The organism is Stenotrophomonas maltophilia group sp. RY12688, assembly GCF_052149045.1.
GTDB classification, from domain to species: domain Bacteria; phylum Pseudomonadota; class Gammaproteobacteria; order Xanthomonadales; family Xanthomonadaceae; genus Stenotrophomonas; species Stenotrophomonas sepilia.
In genome coordinates, this window is record NZ_CP197389.1 from 1388049 (window position 1) to 1406582 (window position 18534).

The 18534-nt window shown below is 67.5% G+C and carries 14 protein-coding genes and 3 tRNA genes; 10 read left to right on the forward strand and 7 right to left on the reverse strand.

Features of this window, described 5'->3' with window-relative positions:
• Positions 1–21 precede the first annotated feature (21 nt).
• The 4 genes from emrR to emrB are packed head-to-tail and all read left to right on the forward strand — an operon-like array spanning position 22 to position 4745.
• Complete coding sequence (emrR, locus tag ACS0OT_RS06390; protein WP_005415875.1) at positions 22–465, forward strand: multidrug efflux system transcriptional regulator EmrR; 444 nt, start codon at positions 22–24, stop codon at positions 463–465.
• Complete coding sequence (gene emrC / locus ACS0OT_RS06395) at positions 462–1955, forward strand: multidrug efflux transporter outer membrane subunit EmrC (protein WP_253137532.1); 1494 nt, start codon at positions 462–464, stop codon at positions 1953–1955. Before emrR ends, emrC begins: the two co-directional genes overlap by 4 nt.
• An 11-nt stretch (positions 1956–1966) precedes the next feature.
• A complete protein-coding gene (gene emrA / locus ACS0OT_RS06400) occupies positions 1967–3148 on the forward strand; it encodes a multidrug efflux MFS transporter periplasmic adaptor subunit EmrA (protein ID WP_021204129.1) in 1182 nt (393 codons plus the stop codon).
• Between the two features lie 7 nt (positions 3149–3155).
• On the forward strand, positions 3156–4745 hold the full coding sequence (gene emrB, locus ACS0OT_RS06405) for a multidrug efflux MFS transporter permease subunit EmrB (RefSeq protein ID WP_065186080.1): 1590 nt from the start codon (positions 3156–3158) through the stop codon (positions 4743–4745).
• 135 nt (positions 4746–4880) lie between these two features.
• Here emrB and ACS0OT_RS06410 read toward each other — a convergent pair.
• Positions 4881–4965, reverse strand: a tRNA-Leu gene (locus ACS0OT_RS06410).
• A gap of 50 nt (positions 4966–5015) precedes the next feature.
• Positions 5016–5915: a LysR family transcriptional regulator gene (locus ACS0OT_RS06415; RefSeq protein WP_279946607.1), complete on the reverse strand. Its 900-nt coding sequence runs from the start codon at positions 5913–5915 to the stop codon at positions 5016–5018.
• 100 nt (positions 5916–6015) lie between these two features.
• Between ACS0OT_RS06415 and ACS0OT_RS06420 the strand changes: the two genes are divergently transcribed.
• On the forward strand, positions 6016–6762 hold the full coding sequence (locus ACS0OT_RS06420; RefSeq protein ID WP_279946608.1) for a sulfite exporter TauE/SafE family protein: 747 nt from the start codon (positions 6016–6018) through the stop codon (positions 6760–6762).
• Positions 6763–6818: 56 nt separating this feature from the next.
• Here ACS0OT_RS06420 and ACS0OT_RS06425 read toward each other — a convergent pair.
• Together ACS0OT_RS06425 and ACS0OT_RS06430 are read right to left on the reverse strand one after the other, a co-directional pair.
• Positions 6819–6903, reverse strand: a tRNA-Leu gene (locus ACS0OT_RS06425).
• A gap of 203 nt (positions 6904–7106) precedes the next feature.
• Positions 7107–7191, reverse strand: a tRNA-Leu gene (locus ACS0OT_RS06430).
• A gap of 128 nt (positions 7192–7319) precedes the next feature.
• Between ACS0OT_RS06430 and rnr the strand changes: the two genes are divergently transcribed.
• From rnr to rlmB, 3 genes are all read left to right on the forward strand, one after another.
• Positions 7320–9785: a ribonuclease R gene (gene rnr / locus ACS0OT_RS06435; protein WP_329888765.1), complete on the forward strand. Its 2466-nt coding sequence runs from the start codon at positions 7320–7322 to the stop codon at positions 9783–9785.
• 94 nt (positions 9786–9879) lie between these two features.
• Positions 9880–10362 (forward strand): GFA family protein, encoded by a 483-nt coding sequence (locus ACS0OT_RS06440; RefSeq protein ID WP_005415882.1) that lies wholly within the window; start codon positions 9880–9882, stop codon positions 10360–10362.
• Between the two features lie 130 nt (positions 10363–10492).
• Positions 10493–11236, forward strand: a complete 744-nt coding sequence (gene rlmB, locus ACS0OT_RS06445; RefSeq protein WP_005408775.1) for a 23S rRNA (guanosine(2251)-2'-O)-methyltransferase RlmB — start codon at positions 10493–10495, stop codon at positions 11234–11236.
• Positions 11237–11404: 168 nt separating this feature from the next.
• Here the strand turns inward: rlmB and ACS0OT_RS06450 are convergent, their stop codons facing one another.
• Genes ACS0OT_RS06450 through ACS0OT_RS06460 form a run of 3 tightly spaced genes read right to left on the reverse strand, consistent with a single transcriptional unit; the run spans position 11405 to position 16037 of the window.
• Positions 11405–12844, reverse strand: coding sequence for an efflux transporter outer membrane subunit (locus ACS0OT_RS06450; RefSeq protein WP_065177418.1), 1440 nt, complete (start codon positions 12842–12844; stop codon positions 11405–11407).
• Positions 12841–14799, reverse strand: coding sequence for a MacB family efflux pump subunit (locus tag ACS0OT_RS06455; protein ID WP_111202190.1), 1959 nt, complete (start codon positions 14797–14799; stop codon positions 12841–12843). Before ACS0OT_RS06455 ends, ACS0OT_RS06450 begins: the two co-directional genes overlap by 4 nt.
• Positions 14796–16037 carry an efflux RND transporter periplasmic adaptor subunit gene (locus tag ACS0OT_RS06460; RefSeq protein ID WP_032954055.1) on the reverse strand — a complete coding sequence of 414 codons (1242 nt, stop codon included), beginning with the start codon at positions 16035–16037 and terminating at the stop codon, positions 14796–14798. Before ACS0OT_RS06460 ends, ACS0OT_RS06455 begins: the two co-directional genes overlap by 4 nt.
• A gap of 204 nt (positions 16038–16241) precedes the next feature.
• Between ACS0OT_RS06460 and ACS0OT_RS06465 the strand changes: the two genes are divergently transcribed.
• Both ACS0OT_RS06465 and ACS0OT_RS06470 read left to right on the forward strand, forming a co-directional pair.
• Positions 16242–16970, forward strand: a complete 729-nt coding sequence (locus ACS0OT_RS06465) for a response regulator (protein ID WP_005415886.1) — start codon at positions 16242–16244, stop codon at positions 16968–16970.
• Positions 16971–16976: 6 nt separating this feature from the next.
• On the forward strand, positions 16977–18386 hold the full coding sequence (locus tag ACS0OT_RS06470; protein ID WP_005415887.1) for an ATP-binding protein: 1410 nt from the start codon (positions 16977–16979) through the stop codon (positions 18384–18386).
• Positions 18387–18534: the final 148 nt, after the last annotated feature.

Below are 18534 nucleotides of genomic sequence, written 5' to 3' on the forward strand. Positions count from 1 at the left end.
TTTGGAAGAGAATGCTCCCCCATGATCTGTCCTGCAACCACTCCCCCCAGCTTCGGCCTGCTGCTGCGCCAGGTGCGCGACGGCCTGGTCCGCCAACTCGACGCGTCCATGGCTGAAGAAGATCTGGGCATCGGCTTCACCCACTACATCGGGTTGAAGGTGCTTTCGAACATGGCGCCGTGCACCGCCAACGAACTGGCCCAGGCCATCGATCAGGTGCCCAGCGCGGTGACCCGGCTGCTGGACAAGCTCGAAGCGCTGGGCTGCGTCCGCCGCGAACCGCATGCGCAGGACCGGCGGGCATTGCAGATCGTGCTGACCGACGAAGGCCGCGCGCTGTGGGCGCGCTTGAAGCTGCGTGGCGACGCGGTGATGGATTACGCCCTGCGTGATCTTTCCGCCGACGAGCGCACGCTGCTGCTGTCCCTCCTTACCCGAATCCGCGATTCACTGACGACCCCATGAACCCGATCCCGCATTCCACTCTCCGCCGGTCCGGGCGCGCGCTGCTGGTGTCAGCGCTGGCCCTGGCCTTGGCCGCCTGCGCCAGCAGTCGTGGCCTCAACCCGCAGGGCCACGTGCTTGACGTGGACAGCCTGCACAGCGAACGCACCTTGGCCGACACCGACCTGAGCGCCACCGGCTTCCCGGCGCAGGACTGGTGGAAGGCACTGGGTGATGCGCAGCTGGACGCGCTGGTCGCCGAGGGCCTGGCCGGCCACCCGAGCCTTGACGCCGCCGATGCCCGCCTGCGCCAGGCCCAGGCCCAGGTCGGCACCGCACGTGCCGACGAACTGCCGAGCCTGTCGGTGTCCGGTGGCTACACCGGCCTGCGCCTGCCCGAATCGATGGTCGGCAGCGAGATGGGTGGCCGTTACGGCGGCAGCAGCCAGGTCGCCTTCGACTTCAGTTATGGCGTGGACCTGTGGGGCGGCAAGCGCGCCGCCTGGGAAGCCGCCGTGGACGGCGCCCACGCCGCCACCGTTGAAGCGCAGGCCGCGCGCCTGAACCTGTCCACTGGCATCACCCAGGCCTATGCCGACCTGGCCTACGCGTGGCAGCTCAACGACGTAGCCGAGGAAGAGCTGAGCCGTTCGCAGAAGTCACTTGAACTGACCCGCCAGCGCCGCAGCGCCGGCATCGACAGTGATCTGCAGGTGCGCCAGGCCGAGGCCCGTGTGCCGGCCGCGCAGCAGCAGGTGCAGGCCGCCCAGCAGCGTATCGACGCCGCCCGCACCGCGCTGGCCGCGCTGGTCGGCAAGGGCCCGGACCGTGGCCTGTCGATCCAGCGCCCGCAGCCGCTGAATCCGGTGGCACTGCAGCTGCCGGGCGTGCTGCCCAGCGAACTGCTTGGCCGCCGCCCCGACATCGTCGCCGCACGCTGGCGCGTTGAAGCGGCCGACAAGCAGATCAAGGTTGCCAAGACCAAGTTCTACCCGAGCTTCAACCTGACCGCGCTGGCCGGCGTGGTCGCCCCGAACGTGGGCGACCTGCTGAAGAGCAGCTCCACCTTTGCCTATATCGGCCCGGCGCTGAGCCTGCCGATCTTCGAGGGCGGCAAGCTGCGCGCCAACCTGGCCAATACCGATGCGCAGTACGACCTGGCGGTGGCCAACTACAACCAGACCGTGCTCGATGCGCTGCGTGATGTGGCCGACCAGGTCAACGCGGTGCGCTCGTTGGCACAGCAGGCGCAGTCGCAGCAGCAGGCGGTGGACACTGCACGCGCTGCCTTCGACCTGGCCCAGCAGCGCTACCGTGCCGGCATCGGCAGCTACCTGGACGTGCTGACCGCGCAGTCCACCCTGCTGCAGTCGCAGCAGCAGCTGGCCGGCCTGCAGTCGCAGCAGGTGCAGTCCTCGGTGCGCCTGAGCAAGGCGCTGGGCGGTGGTTTCCAGCCCACTGACGCCGACCGCGCACCGATCGCCTCCCATTCCGATTCCTCGCATTCCTGAAGATCTCCGACATGAGCCAGACCCAAGACACCGCGGCCCCGGCCGCCCCCAACCGCCGCGGCAACCTGCTGCGCGGCCTGTTCGTGATCGTCGTGCTGCTGCTTGCCGCTTTGGCGCTGTGGTACTTCATGTTCGGCCGTTGGTTCGAAGAGACCGACGATGCCTACGTGCAGGGCAACCAGGTGCAGATCACCCCGCTGGTGGCCGGCACCGTGGTCGCCATCAATGCCGATGACGGCATGCGCGTGGAGCGCGGCCAGCTGCTGGTGCAGCTGGACCCGTCCGACACCGCAGTGGCGCTGCAGCAGGCCGAAGCCAACCTGGCCAAGACCGTGCGCCAGACCCGCGGCCTGTACCGCAGCGTGGAAGGCGCGCAGGCGGACCTGAACGCCCGCCAGGTGACCCTGAAGCGCGTGCGCGAAGACTACGCCCGCCGCAAGGACCTGGCCGCCACCGGCGCCATCTCCAACGAAGAACTGGCCCACGCCCGCGACGAGCTGGCCGCGGCCGAAGCCGCCGTGGCTGGTTCACGCGAGACCGTCGAGCGCAACCGCGCGCTGGTCGACGACACCGTGATCGCCACCCAGCCGGATGTGCAGGCCGCCGCTGCGCAGCTGCGCCAGGCCTTCCTCAACAATGCCCGCGCCGGCATCGTTGCGCCGGTCTCCGGCTACGTCGCCCGTCGTTCGGTGCAGGTCGGCCAGCGCGTGCAGCCGGGCAATGCGCTGATGGCCGTGGTGCCGACCGAGCAGATGTGGGTCGAGGCCAACTTCAAGGAAACCCAGCTGCGCCACATGCGCCTGGGCCAGGAAGTGGAGCTGAAGTCGGACCTGTACGCCGGCGACGTGAAGTACAAGGGGCGCATCCAGAGCCTGGGCCTGGGCACCGGCTCGGCGTTCTCGCTGCTGCCGGCGCAGAACGCCAGCGGCAACTGGATCAAGATCGTGCAGCGCGTACCGGTGCGCATCGCCATCGATGCCAAGCAGCTGGCCGAGCACCCGCTGCGCATCGGCCTGTCGATGAAGGCCGAAGTGAGCCTGCGCGACCAGAAGGGCGAAGTGCTGCCGAGCACCCCGGCCAAGGGCACGGTGTTCGACACCGACGTGTATGCCAAGCAGCTGCATGATGCCGACGAGGTGATCCACACGATCATCCAGGGCAACCTGCCGCAGCAACAGGCGAAGGTGGGCTGAGGTCGCCATGTCCGCACAAGCTCCAGCCGCGCCCGGCGCTCCGGGCGCACCGGCGGCGCCGGCTGCAGCCTCCGGGTTCCTGCCGCCCAGCGTCGCCCTGTGCACCGTCGGCCTGGCGATGGCGTCGTTCATGCAGGTGCTCGACACCACCATCGCCAACGTCTCGCTGCCGACCATCGCCGGCAACCTCGGTGCCAGTTCGCAGCAGGCGACCTGGGTCATCACCTCGTTCGCGGTCAGCACGGCCATCGCGCTGCCGCTGACCGGCTGGCTCAGCCGCCGTTTCGGCGAACGCAAACTGTTCGTCTGGGCCACGCTGGCCTTCGTCATCACCTCGCTGTTGTGCGGCCTTGCGCAGAGCATGGGCATGCTGGTGGTGTCGCGTGCGCTGCAGGGTTTCGTGGCCGGTCCGATGTACCCGATCACACAGTCGCTGCTGGTCTCGATCTACCCGCGCGAGAAACGCGGACAGGCATTGGCGCTGCTGGCGATGATCACGGTGGTGGCGCCGATCTGCGGCCCGATCCTCGGTGGCTGGATCACCGACAACTACAGCTGGGAATGGATCTTCCTGATCAACGTGCCACTGGGCATCTTCGCCGCGCTGGTGGTGGGCAACCAGCTGAAGGGACGCCCGGAGCAGATCGAGAAGCCGAAGATGGACTACGTCGGCCTGATCACGCTGGTGATCGGTGTCGGCGCGCTGCAGCTGGTGCTCGACCTGGGCAACGACGAGGACTGGTTCTCGTCGATGAAGATCGTGGTGCTGGCCTGCGTGGCGGTGGTGACGCTGACGGTGTTCCTGATCTGGGAACTGACCGACAAGGATCCGATCGTCGACCTGAAGCTGTTCCGGCACCGCAACTTCCGTGCCGGCACGCTGGCGATGGTGGTGGCCTATGCGGCGTTCTTCAGCGTGGCGTTGCTGATTCCGCAGTGGCTGCAGCGTGACATGGGCTATACCGCGATCTGGGCAGGCCTGGCGACCGCACCGATCGGCATCCTGCCGGTGATCATGACGCCGTTCGTGGGCAAGTATGCGTCGCGCTTCGATATGCGCATGCTGGCCACCGTGGCGTTCATCGTGCTGTCGATGACCAGCTTCCTGCGCTCGAACTTCAATCTGCAGGTGGACTACATGCACGTGGCCGGCGTGCAGCTGATCATGGGCATTGGCGTGGCGCTGTTCTTCATGCCGGTGCTGCAGATCCTGCTGTCGGACCTGGATGGGCGCGAGATCGCGGCGGGCTCCGGCCTGGCGACGTTCCTGCGCACGCTGGGCGGCAGCTTCGCGGCCTCGCTGACGACGTGGCTGTGGGCGCGGCGTACCCAGGTGCACCATGCCGATCTGACCGAGCACATCTCGGCCTATCAGCCGGGCATGCAGGAGCAGGTCACTGCGATGGGGCAGGGCGACCTGCAACATGGCGCGGCGGTACTGAACAACATGATCAACCACCAGGCATCGCAGATGGGTTTCAACGACATCTTCTTCCTGCTGGGCTGGATCTTCCTGGCGATCATCACCTTCCTTTGGCTGGCCAAGCCGCCGTTCGGCGCAGGCGCAGGTGCGGCGTCCGCGGGCGGTGGGCATTGATCGACCATTGGCGTTGAAACGCACAAAACCCCGCCGCAAGGCGGGGTTTCTGTCTGGTGGATCCACGTCATCGCGTGCCACCCAGCCTCCGGAAACGAAAAAACCCGCTTTCGCGGGTTTGATCATCTTGAGTCGTGGTGCCCAGGAGAGGACTCGAACCTCCACGGTTTTACCCGCTAGTACCTGAAACTAGTGCGTCTACCAATTCCGCCACCTGGGCGACTCAGGAGATGAATTGTGCGGCACGGCAGAGAGTGTGTCAACAACATTTCACACTATTTTCTGCGCTTGCACGCCCAGGTGGTGCAGCAGGCTGCGCATCGCCGGTGACAGCTGCGCCCACTCGGCGAAACAGGCGCACAGGCGGCGCTGTGCCCACGCATCTGCAAGCGGCACCGCAACGGTATGCGTGCTGCGCCGATGCTGGCGCGCAATGGTACGCGGCACGATACCGACACCGATGCCGTGGCCGACCATGATGCAGACGCCCTCGAAGGTCTTCATGCGGATGCGCACGTCCAGTCGGCGACCGATGTCGCGCGCCTGGTCTTCGATGTAGGTCTGCAGTGCATTGCCATCGGCCAGGGCAACGAAGGTCTCGCCGGCAATATCGGCGAAGGCCAGCGTGCGCCGTGTGGCGAAGCGGTGGTCGGCCGGCAGCAGCATCACCAGCGGATCTTCGGCCACCACATGCTGCTGCAGGCCGGTGGCGTCGACCGCATCACTGATGATGCCGGCCTCGGCCTGGCCAGCGCTGATTGCACGCACGACTTCGGGGCTGGTGCGTTCCAGCAGTTCGACGTGCAGGCGGGGTCGTTCGGCCAACCACGGTGCGAGCCGCGAGGGCAGGTAGTTGGTCAGTGCTGCGGTGTTGGCATACAGATGCAGGGTGCCGCGCGCCCCCTGCGCGAATGCCTGCAGTTCGCCGCGCAGCTGCGCCTGCTGTTGCAGGATCAGGCGTGCATGGTGGGCGAGGGCGGCGCCGGCTTCAGTCAGGATGACGCCACGTGGATGCCGGTTCAACAGCAGGGTGCCGGCATCGGCTTCGATCGTGCGCAGGCGCTCGCTGGCCGAACCCAGGGCCAGGTTCGCCTGCGTTGCGCCGGCAGTGATGCTCCCGGCCTCGGCGATTGCCAGGAACAGGCGCAGGTCGGCGATGTCCATCCGCATGTGGGTGCCCTCATCGCAGGGCCACCGCCTTCGGATCAGCCGAAGGCAGGGCCGGAAAGACCGCATTGTGCGCCGTTGCTCCGCCCGATCCAATGAAGGCATGGATGAATCGATGTACTTCTACGTGCTGCTGGTGCTGGTGTTCGTATTGGCCGGCGTGGTCAAGGGGGTGACCGGCATGGGGTTGCCGACGGTGGCGATGGGGGTGCTGGGCAGTACGCTGTCGCCGGTGGCGGCAGCGTCGATGCTGTTCATTCCGACCTTCGTCACCAATGTGTGGCAGCTGTTGTCCGGGCCAGCGCTGGGCCCCATCGTGCGGCGCCTGTGGCCGATGATGCTGGCCGTGGTGGTGGTGACGCTGGGTTCGGCAGCGCTGCTGGTACGGGTCGATCGCAGCGGGTCGCGCGTTGCGCTGGGCGTGGTCCTGATGGTCTATGCCGCCTATGCGTTGCTTGCGCCGGTGTTCCGCGTGCCGCAGCGGCGCGAGCGCTGGCTGGGGCCGCTGGTGGGCGCGCTGTCCGGCGTAGTGACCGGCGCCACCGGCGTGTTCGTGATGCCGGCGGTGCCGTACCTGCAATCACTGGGGTTGCAGCGCGAAGAACTGGTGCAGGCGCTCGGGCTGGCGTTCACCGTATCGACGATTGCACTGACCACGGGCCTGGTGCTGCACGGTGCGTTCGGCATCCAGCAGCTGGGCTTGAGTGCACTGGCGGTGGTGCCGGCACTGCTGGGCATGTGGCTGGGGCAGGTGATCCGGCAGCGCATCAGCGCACGGGTGTTTCGGGCGTGCTTCCTTGGCTTCCTGCTGCTGCTCGGCCTGGAGCTGGTGCTGCGGCCATTGTTCTGATGCCAAATTCCGGGCATGAAAAAACCCGCTTTCGCGGGTCTTTCTCATTCTCGACGTGGTGCCCAGGAGAGGACTCGAACCTCCACGGTTTTACCCGCTAGTACCTGAAACTAGTGCGTCTACCAATTCCGCCACCTGGGCGTCGAGGAGCGAGATTATGGGGTGTTGTTACGGGGGTGTCAACACTTTTTGTGGGCCTGGGGTGGATCCGGTTTCGCCTGCGAGATGGGCTACGACCCCATCTCACTCGCTGGGGTCAGAGCCCTTTCCTTCGGAAAGGGATCCGACCCCGCTACCGGATCGCAGGCAAAAAAAATCCCCGCCGAAGCGAGGAGTTTTTTCGTTGGTGCCCAGGAGAGGACTCGAACCTCCACGGTTTTACCCGCTAGTACCTGAAACTAGTGCGTCTACCAATTCCGCCACCTGGGCGTTCCAGAGGCGCAATTGTGAAGATGAATCCGGGAGCTGTCAACGACTTCCTGAAATTATTTCATCCAACGCCTCCAGGGCGGGCGCTGACCCGTTCTGCACGCCATCAACGGCTACCATGTAGGGCGATGACTACCAAAAAACCAAGCAAGGGCGGGAGCAAGTCCCGCAGCCAAGCCCCGAAGAAGGGCCCGAAGGCGGGCGCAGCCCGCACCCCCAAGCCGGGCAAGCCGCTGCCAGGCTGGTTCCCCGAATTGAATGAAGGCGGTACGCCGCCACGCGGCCGCAAGGTCCGCACCGCTGATGCGGCAGCGCCCGGCCCGGCCCCGGGCCGCAAGCTGCCGCCGACCGGCAAGGTGATCGACGATCCCTACGCCGCCCGCGAAGCCGAGAAATACGAACAGCCCATCGCCAGCCGCGAGGCCATCCTGGCCCTGCTGGAGCGTTGCGAAGGGCCGCAGACCGCCGAGGAACTTGGTGCACGCCTGGGCCTGACCGCACCGGATCGGGCCGAGGCGCTGTCTCGCCGGCTCGGTGCCATGGTCCGTGATGGCCAGCTGGTGCAGAACCGCCGCGGCGGTTTCGCCCCGATCCAGACGTTGAACCTGGTCACCGGCGTGGTGATCGCCAACCCGGAAGGGTTCGGTTTCCTGCGTCCGGTCGAGGGCGGCGACGACCTGTTCCTGCCGCCGTATGAAATGCGCAAGGTGATGCACGGCGACAAGGTGCTCGCCCGCGTGACCGGCATCGATCACCGGGGCCGTCGCGAGGGCAGCATTGCGCGCGTGCTCGAACGCGGCATGACCCGCCTGATCGGCCGCTTCAGCATCGAGATGGGCATCAACTACGTGGTGCCCGATGACAAGCGCGTGCAGCGCAACGTGCAGGTGCCGCCGGACCAGACCGGTGGCGCGCGCGACGGCCAGCTGGTGGTCTGCGAACTGACCCAGGCCCCGGACAGCCGCCGCCCGCCGATCGGCCGCATCATCGCCGTGCTGGGCGACAAGCTGACCGCGTCGCTGGTGGTGGAGACCGCCATCCACGGTCACGAGCTGCCGTTCGAGTTCCCGCAGGAGGTGCTGGACGAAGCCGCATCGGTGCCGCTGGTGGTTGAGCCGGCGATGATCGGCGACCGTGTCGACCTGCGCAGCACGCCACTGGTCACCATCGACGGTGAGGATGCCAAGGACTTCGACGACGCGGTGTACTGCGAGCCAAATGCCGATGGCTTCCGCCTGGTGGTGGCCATTGCCGATGTCTCCAACTACGTGCGCCCCGGTACGCCGCTGGATGAGGAAGCGCAGAAGCGCGCCACCTCGGTGTACTTCCCGGGCTTCGTGGTGCCCATGCTGCCGGAGACGCTGTCCAACGGCATCTGCTCGCTGATGCCGAAAGTCGACCGCATGTGCTTCGTCTGCGACATGCAGATCGACCGCGATGGCCTGGTCACGCATTCGCGCTTCTACGAGGCGGTGATGAATTCGCACGCGCGCCTGACCTACACCCAGGTGTGGAAGGCGGTCGGCGAGGACGATGCCGATACCAAGGCCTGGATGGGCGACCTGTTGCCGCAGGTGCAGCGCCTGCACCAGCTGTACAAGGTGCTGTCCAAGGCACGCGCCAAGCGCGGTGCCATCGAATTCGAAAGCAGCGAAGTGCGCTTCGTGCTGGACAATCGCGGTGAAGTCACCCAGGCCGGCATGCTGGTGCGCAACGACGCGCACAAGCTGATCGAGGAATGCATGATCGCGGCCAACGTGGAGGCGGCGAAATACCTGCTGTCGCGCCACGTGCCGGCGCCGTACCGCATCCACGAGAAGCCGCCGGAAACCAAGTACGCCGACCTGCTGGAATTCCTCAAGGAGTTCAAGCTGAGCCTGCCGCCGTGGTCGAAGGTGCGCCCGGGTGACTACACCAAGCTGCTGAAGAAGATCCGCGACCGCCCCGATGCGACGCTGCTGGAATCGGTGTTGCTGCGCAGCCAGAGTCTGGCGATCTACAGCCCGGAGAACCACGGCCACTTCGGCCTGGCGCTGGAGGCCTACGCGCACTTCACCTCGCCGATCCGTCGCTATCCCGACCTGCTGGTACACCGCGCGATCAAGCACGCGCTGTCCGGCAAGCCGCTGGACAAGTTCACCTACAACGCCCGCGAGATGGCCGCGCTGGCACTGCAGTGTTCCGAGCGTGAGCGCCGTGCCGACGAGGCCGAGCGCGAGGTCGACGAGCGTTACCGCGCGGCGTGGATGGAAAAGCACGTGGGCGGCCAGTTCGACGGCGTGATCAGCGGCGTGACCAGCTTCGGCCTGTTCGTGGAGCTGGACGAGTCGAAGGTGCAGGGCCTGGTCCACGTGACCCAGCTGCCGCAGGACTATTACAAGTTCGACGCGACCCGCAAGACGCTGACCGGCGAGCGCCGCGGCGGCAGCTACCGGCTGGGCGACCGCGTGCGCATCCTGGTGCTGAAGGCCAGCATGGAAGAGCGCAAGATCGACTTCCGGCTGGTCGAGCACAGGGGCGAGGACGAGGGTGACGGGCTGCCGCCGCTGCCTGAGCGGGGCAAGCCGGCCAAGCGGAAGAAAGAGAAATATTGATGACCGTGGTAGTGCCGGCCGCTGGCCGGCATCCATGGCACCCTCGGCACCGACGGGTTGCCGGCCAGCGGCCGGCACCACCAGGAGACATCGCATGCAAGGCCAACCCGAATACAGCGGCGGCTGCCAGTGCGGCGCGATCCGCTTCCACGTGCGTGGTGCGCTGACCGACAGCTCGATCTGCCATTGCCGGATGTGCCAGAAGGCCTTTGGTGCCTTCTACGCGCCCTTGGTGTCGGTGCGCGGCGTGCAGTTCAGCTGGACCCGCGGCCAGCCGCGCTATTTCCAGTCGTCCAACGTGGTGCGGCGTGGCTTCTGCGCCGACTGCGGCACGCCATTGACCTACGAAGCGCCCGATGGCGTGGCGGTGGCTGCCGGCGCGTTCGACGAAGCCGAACGCCTGCCTCCGACGATCCAGTACGGGGTCGAGCGCAAGCTGCCCTTCGTCGACGGCCTGGCCAGCCTGCCCGTACGGCGTACCGAGGAGGACATCGCGGCCCTGGACTTCCTGGCCACGATCGTGTCCCACCAGCACCCCGACCACGACACGCCGCACTGGCCACCGCGCAGCCGGTGACGCACCTGTAGCGCCATCTCCACGCTGTGGACAGCCGAGCGCAGGCTCGGCTGTACAGGGAGGCGGGGCGCGGCAGCGCCCGGACCGCCGATGCTCTACCATAGCCACCCCTTTTCCGGTCCCCGCCCGCATGAGCAAGAACAGCCAGTGGATCGTCGGCGTCAACGCCGTCGCCTCCTCCATCGAGAACGACGCCGAGAACGTCCGCGAAGTGCTGGTCGAGGCCGGAGCGAAGAACCCGCGCCTGACCGAGATCGAGGAAAACGCCCGCCGCAAGGGCATCGACGTGCGCAAGGTGAACAGCCAGGCGCTGGACGGTGTGGGAGGCTCGGTGCGCCACCAGGGCGTGGCCGCGCGCTATGCCGCCGCCCGCACCTACAGCGAGAACGAGCTGGAAGGCCTGGTCACTGCGGCCGAGGGCAAGGCGCTGCTGCTGGTGCTGGATGAGGTGCAGGACCCGCACAACCTGGGTGCCTGCCTGCGCTCGGCGGCTGCGGCCGGTGCGACTGCAGTGATCATCCCCAAGGACAAGTCGGCCACGGTCAACGCCACCGTGCGCAAGACCTCGGCCGGCGCCGCCGACCTCATCCCGGTGGTGGCGGTAACCAACCTGTCGCGTTGCCTGAAGGACCTGCAGAAGCAGGGCGTGTGGATCTACGGCCTGGCCGGTGAAGCCACCGCCTCGCTGTACCAGCTGGACCTGAAGGGCAACATCGCGCTGGTGCTGGGCGGCGAAGCCGACGGCCTGCGCCGCCTGACCCGCGAGAACTGCGATGGCCTGGTCAAGATCCCGATGCCGGGCGAGATCGAGAGCCTGAATGTCTCCGTCGCCGCCGGCGTCAGCCTGTTCGAGGCCGTGCGCCAGCGCGGTTGATCCGCCGGCGCGACGTGATCGGGGTCAGATCCCTCTCCGCAGGCGAGGGATCCGACGCCTTTTCCATGTGCCGTGTCGACCAAGGTCGACACCTACCAGATCGTTGCCGTGTCGACCAAGGTCGACACCTACCGGTAGTCGCCAACCTTGGTTGGCGCTCTTGCCGCCTCAGCCCGCGCTGCCACCCAGTGCCTTGAACAGGGTCACGTCGTTGTTCAGCTGGCCCTGGCGCACGCGCGCCAGCGACAGCTCTGCATCGCGCCGGGTCTGCTGCGCTTCCAGCCAGGTGCGCAGATCGGTAGCACCCACGCGATAACGCACTTCCTGCGCGCGCTCCACTTCCACCGCTTCCTCGTACGAAGCCTGCGAGGCAGCGACCTGGCGCGCCAGCTGCTCGCGCGCGGACAGTGCGTTGTCCACTTCCGAGAGCGCGGTGTACAGCGTCTTGCGGAAATTGGTCGCGGCGATCTGATAGCTGGTGCCGGCGATATCGGTATCCAGCTGCGCGCGCTGCAGGTTGAGGAATGGCAGCGAAAGGCCGGCACCCAGCGTGGCCACCGGATTGCGCAGTACATCGCCCAGCGAGGTCGCACTGGAACCGAGGCTGCCGGTCAGGCTCAGCGCCGGGTAGTACTGGGTGGCGGTGACCTTGATGGTCTTCAGGCTGTTGCGCAGGCGGAGTTCTGCCGCACGCAGGTCGGGGCGGCGGCCGAGCAGGTCGGCCGGCAGCCCCTCGACAATGCGCGGGCTGCGTGCGCCCAGCAGGTCCCGGGGTTCGTCCTGCTGGGGCCAGGGCGTGCCGTCCAGCAGCACGGTCAGTGCGTTGCGCACCTCCACCCGCTGCTGTTCCAGCGCGCTCTGCGAGGCGCGCTGCGATTGCAGGTTCTGCAGCGCCTGGCGCACTTCCAGACGCGATACCGCACCGGCGTCGAAGCGGGCCTGCACCAGTTCGCGGGTGCGCTCCAGCCGCTCCAGGTTGGCCTGGCCGGTGGCGATCGACTGGTTCAGGTAGGCCAGGTTCCAGTACTGGGTGATGGTGTCGCTGATCACCAGCAGGGCGGTATTCTGCCGGTCTTCCTCGCTGGCCTCGGCTTCCCAGCGGGCGATGTCGCGCTGGGTCCGCAGGCGTCCCCACAGATCGACCTCCCAGCCCAGCGAAACGCCGGTGGAGTAGCTGCGGCGCCAGTCGTCGGCCTGGTCGGTGGCGCGGCTGGCATTGCCGCTGACGCCCGATGACGAAGGCTGCGGCCACAGCGCGTTGCTGGCCAGGCCGGCCTGCAGGCGCGAACGCTGCACGGCCAGGCCGGCGGCGGCCAGGTCGCTGTTGGCGGCCAGCGCCTGCGCCACCAGGCGGTCCAGGCGTTCATCGCCGAAGCCGGTCCACCAGGTGTCCTGGCGGATGTCGTGGCCCGGTGTGTCCAGGCTGCTGCGCGGGTCGTCGGCCGGTGCGTTGAGGGTGGCATCGCCACGCCCATACTGGGCCGCCACATCGGGATCGGCCACCGGATAGCGGCCGACAGAGGCGCAGCCAGACAGGGCGAGCAGAACGGCACCCGCCAGCAGCCGGCGCGAAGGGGCAGGGAAGGGCAGTCGGGTCATCATCTTCATTCGCGTGCCAGGGCCTCCACCGGGTCAAGCTGCGCGGCATTGCGCGCGGGCAGGAAGCCGAACGCCACGCCGATCAGGGTCGAGCAGGCGAAGGCGGCAATGATCGAGGCGGTGGAGAACAGCACCTGGAAGTCGCTGGCGAAGCGGCCGATCATCGAGCCCAGCAGCAGGGCCAGGCCGATGCCGAGCACGCCACCGAGCAGGCAAACCAGCACCGCTTCGATCAGGAACTGCTGGCGGATATCACTTTGTCGTGCACCGACGGCCATGCGCACCCCGATCTCTCGGGTGCGCTCGGTCACCGACACCAGCATGATGTTCATCACGCCGATGCCGCCGACCAGCAGCGCGATGGCGGCGATGGCACCGATCAGCAGGGTCATCGTGCGCGTGGTCTGCTCGATGGTGTCGCGGATCTCCGCGCTGTTGCTGAGGAAGAAATCCTCGGTGCCGTGGCGCATCGTCAGCAGGCGGGTGATCGCTTCCTGAGCGGCATCCATCGGTGTGTTGTCGTCCACGCGCACGGTGATGCTGGAGACATGGCTCTGGCCGAGCATGCGCGACATCACCGTGGTGTAGGGCACCCAGACGCTGAGGCTGGTGCTGCCACCGAAACCGAAACTCTGGCGCTTGGCTACGCCGACCACGCGTGCCGGCACGTTGCCGAGCAGGATCACCTGGCCGACCGGGTCGACATCGGGGAAGAACTGGGTCTGGGTGTTTTCGTCGATCACCGCTACCTGGCCGAGGCCCCTCACGGCATCGGCATCAAAGAAGCTGCCGCTGAGCAGGGTTACCCCCTTGACCCGGAAGAACTGCTCGCCGACGCCGCTGACCTGGGCGGTCGACGACTGGTTGCGATAACGCGCGGTGACCGAGGTCGATACGCTGGGGGTGGCGCTGTCCACATAGCTCTGCTTTGCCAGTGCATCGGCATCGCTGGCCTTGAGCGTCTGCACCCGGGCCGAGCGCATGTCGCCGAAACCACGGCCGGGATAAACGTCGATGGTGTTGGTGCCGAGCGCGCTGATGTTCTGCAGGATCTGCTGCTGCGAGCCATTGCCCAGCGCCACCACCGAGACCACCGAGGCGATGCCGATGATGATGCCGAGCATGGTCAGGAAGGTGCGCAGGCGATGGGCGTTCATCGCCAGCAGCGCCATCCGGAATGCTTCGGTGAAGCGGTCGCGGGCCGCCCGCCAGCTATTGCCGTGGGCGACGCCGGTACTGGCTTCGCGCTGGGCGCGGTAACTCGGCGCATCCGGATTGGCGCGGTCGGCAATGATCTCGCCATCGCGGATCTCGATGATGCGCTGTGCGTGCTGGGCCACGCTCATGTCGTGGGTGACGATGATGATGGTGTGGCCTTCGGCATGCAGTTCGCCGAGGATCGCCATCACTTCCTCACCGGATTTCGTATCGAGCGCGCCTGTTGGTTCGTCGGCCAGGATCACCTCGCCGCCGTTCATCAGGGCGCGTGCGATCGACACGCGCTGCTGCTGGCCACCGGAAAGCTGGCCTGGCTTGTGATGCATGCGGTCGCCCAGGCCCAGCCGCTGCAGCAGTTGCTCGGCACGCGCGTTGCGCACCGGGCCGGGACTGCCGGCATACACCGCCGGCACTTCCACGTTGCCGCGCGCGTCGAGGTCGCCGAGCAGGTGGTAGCGCTGGAAGATGAAACCAAAATGCTCGCGGCGCAGTTCGGCCAGTTCGTCCGGCTCCATCTTTCCGGTTGCGCGGCCGGCCACCTGGTAGCTGCCGCGGGTGGGACGGTCGAGGCAGCCGAGGATGTTCATCAGCGTCGACTTGCCCGAGCCGGACTGGCCCACGATGGCGACCATCTCGCCGGCGTGGATGTCGAGGTTCACGTCGCGCAGTACGGCGATCACATCGTCGCCGGCCGGGAATTCACGTCGCAGGTCGCGCAGCCGCAGCAGCGGCGCCGTCGTGCTCATCGGCGCCCCATGCCCGGGCCGCCGACCCGCATCTGCATGCCGCCGCGGTTGCCGCCGCCGGCGCTGGCACCGGCCGCACCGGCTTCGCCGACCACCACGCGCTCGCCTTCCTTCAAGCCGGACAGGATCTCGGCCGAGGCGCCGTTGTTGATGCCCACGGTGACCTTGCGCGGCTGCGGTTGGCCCTTCTCGTCCAGCACCCGCACCATCCGCTCATCGCCACGGCGCTTCGGTCCCAGTGCCACCGCCGGCACCATCAGCACCCCCTTGGCCTGCTTGAGCAGTACCGAGACCTGCGCGGTCATGTCGATGCGCAGCGTGCCGTCCGGGTTTTCCACATCAAACAGCGCGTTGTAGTAGACCGCGCTGCTGGAGCTGGAGCTGGAGGAGCTGCTGGAGCTGGACGAATTCTCGTTGGCGATCGAGGCCGGCGCCGGATTGATCTGGCGCAGCGTGGCGTGATACTTGCGGTCCGGGTCGCCCAGGGTGGTGAAGTACACCGGCATGCCGGGCTTGATCTTGACCACGTCGGCCTCGGAGATCTCGGCATTGACGGTGACCACGTCCAGCCGCGCCAGCATGACGATGGTCGGTGCGGTCTGGTTGGCGTTCACGGTACGGCCTTCCTCGGCCACCACCGCGACCACGGTGCCGTCCATCGGCGCGGTGATGCGGGTGTAGGCCAGGTTGGCGCGGGCGGTGCCCAGCTCGGTTTCGCGGCCCTTGATCTGCGCCTCGTAGGACTGCAGCTGGGCGCGGGCGGTCTTCAGCTGTGCTTCTGCGGCATCGTATTCCTGGCGCGAGGTGGCCTCGGCGGCCAGCATCTGCTGCTGGCGCGCGAACTCCAGTTCGGCCTGGCGCAGGGTGGCTTGCTGCACCGCGCGCTGGGCGGTGACCTGGTCCAGCGAGGCCTGCGCGTTGAGCACCTGGTTCTGCTGGGTGGTGGCATCGATCTCGGCGATCAGGTCGCCTTCCTTCACGGTGTCGCCCAGCTGTACCTTCAGCGATTTGATCTGGCCCGAGGCCTGCGCGCCGACGCTGACCAGCTTGTAGGCGTCGATCACGCCGGTGGCATCCACCGTTTGTTCGATGTCACCGCGGCTGACCGGCGAGGTTGCCACCGCCGGGGCGGCGGGCTTGCGCAGCAGCCACCAGGCGGTCGCGGCGACGATCAGGGCGAGCAGGGCGATCAGCATCAGGCGACTCCGGCGGGTCGCTGGCAGCAGGCGGAACGTCACGTCGTGGCTTCACTCTCGAGGCCGCGAGGGCGGCGTTGGTGGGCATTGTGAAGACCGGGCGACAGGCGGCTCAATCCTCGGGGTATGTCTGTATGTAACACTGTCGGTGAACAGGCGTAACCACAGGTATCCCGCCCGCGGGTGGATACACTGGTACGCATTGCCCCGGATGCGGTTCAGCTGCCGACACGGGATGATCGCGACATGGAGACTGAAAACCCGATGCATCGACTGCTGATCGTCGACGACGACAACGACATCCGCACGCTGCTGGCCGAGCAGCTCGGCCGCGCCGGCTACCAGGTGAGCACTGCGGCCGATGGCACCGCCATGCGCCAACTGCTGGACCGCGAGCACGTGGACCTGATCGTGCTGGACCTCAACCTGCCGCGCGAGGATGGTCTGACCCTGTGCCGTGACCTGCGTGCACGTTCGAACACGCCGGTGATCATGCTGACCGCGCGGGCCGAGCCGATCGACCGCGTGCTGGGCCTGGAAATGGGCGCCGACGACTACCTGGCCAAGCCGTTCGAGCCGCGCGAGCTGCTGGCGCGCATCCGCAACGTGCTGCGCCGGACCGAGGCGCTGCCGGCCAACCTGGAACCACTGGCGGTACGCCGCGCGCGTTTCTCGCGCTGGGTATTCGACCTCGAGCATCGCCACCTGGTCGATCCGGATGGCCGCGTGGTGGTGCTGTCCGGCGCCGAGTTCCGCCTGCTGCGGGTGTTCATCGCCCACGCCAACAAGGTGCTGTCGCGCGAGCAGCTGGTCGCGCTCAGCAGTGGCCGCAACTACGAGGCTCAGGACCGCGCGATCGACCTGCAGGTCAGCCGCCTGCGCAACAAGCTGGGCGACGATGGTGGCCCGGATGGACTGATCAAGACCGTGCGCAACGAAGGCTACGTGCTGGCCTCGTCGGTCAACCTGGAATAAACCGCGATGACGCGCCTGCGCCATTTCCTGTCCTCGATGGTCGGGCGGTTGTTCGTGATCCTGCTGCTGGGCATGGCGGTGGCTGCGATCGGCGCGACCATGCTGGCCACCTCCAAGCGCCAGCAGGAGTTCGAGCGGCAGAACCTGAACCGCATCGCCGACCGCCTGCAGGGCTACGTCAACCTGCTGGACGGCAATCCGGAGCTGCGCGAGCGCCTGCTGGCGATCGGCGGGCCGAGCGTGCGCGCGCTGCAGCCGGGCGCACGCCTGGGGCGTGCCGACACGGCGCTGATGGAAGTGCTGGAAGACCGCCCCGGGCCGGTGTCGCGCGCGCACGTGCACTTCGCTTCGTTCCGCTCCTGCATTCCCAAACTGCAGGAGCTGCTGCCGCCGCCGCCGCCGGGCCACCGGCGGCCGCCGCGCGAACGCGACCCCGCGTTCATCCCGCCCAAATGCCGCGCGGTGGACGTGACCCTCAACGACGGCACGCTGCTGAAGCTGGCGCTGGACTCGCCGGCGGTGGCGCACAACGGCATCCTCGCCGTGGACCCATGGTTCCTGACCCTGCTGGTGCTGGCGATTGCCGTGCTGGCCTATATCGTCGCGCGCATGGCCAGCGCGCCGCTGCAGGAACTGGCCGCAGCCGCAGAAGACCTTGGCGATGACCTGCAGCGCGACCCGTTGCCACTGCGCGGGCCGCGCGAAGTGCAGCGTGCCGCCGAAGCCTTCAACGCCATGCAGCACCGCCTGCAGCGGCACCTGGCCGAACGCACGCAGATGCTGGCGGCGATCACCCACGACCTGCAGACGCCGCTGACACGGCTGCGCCTGCGCCTGGAGAATGTCAGCGACGAGGCCCTGCGTGAGCGCCTGATCGGCGACCTGGCGGCGATGCAGGCGCTGGTGCGCGAGGGCCTGGAACTGGCGCGCAGCGCCGAGAGTGCCGAGCAGCGCGCCGCACTGGACCTGGATTCGCTGCTGGAGAGCATTGTCGAGGACGCCGCCGAAGGCGGCGGTGATGTGGTCTTCGAAGGGGGCAGTGGTTCGGTGCTGATGTTGCGTCCGTTGGCCATGCACCGGCTGTTCTCCAACCTGGTGGACAACGCGGTGATGTACGCGCAGCGGGCACGGGTGCGGGTTGAGCGCAGCGGAGGTGCGATTACCGTGGTGGTGGCCGATGACGGCCCGGGCCTGGCCGAAGAGCAGCTGGAGGCGGTGTTCGATCCGTTCGTGCGGGTGGAGACCTCGCGTTCGCGCGAAACCGGCGGGGCCGGCCTGGGCCTGACCATCGCGCGCGCCCTGGCCGAGAAGGACGGCGCCCGGCTGTGGCTGCGCAACCGGGCCGAAGGTGGCCTGGAGGCGGTGGTGCAGTGGCCTGCCAGTGCCCAGGTGGTGGCGCCCGGCCGCGCCGGCTGAGTCGGCGCGCTGCGAACGGTGACGCCGGGGCCGGGGTTTGGCCTATCATCTGCGCATCTCCCCAGTCTCCCCACGATGAGCCAGCCCGTTCCTGCCGGCATGCCATTGCACGCTGCCCGGCTGTTCCCGCACGCTGCCGCGTCCTGCA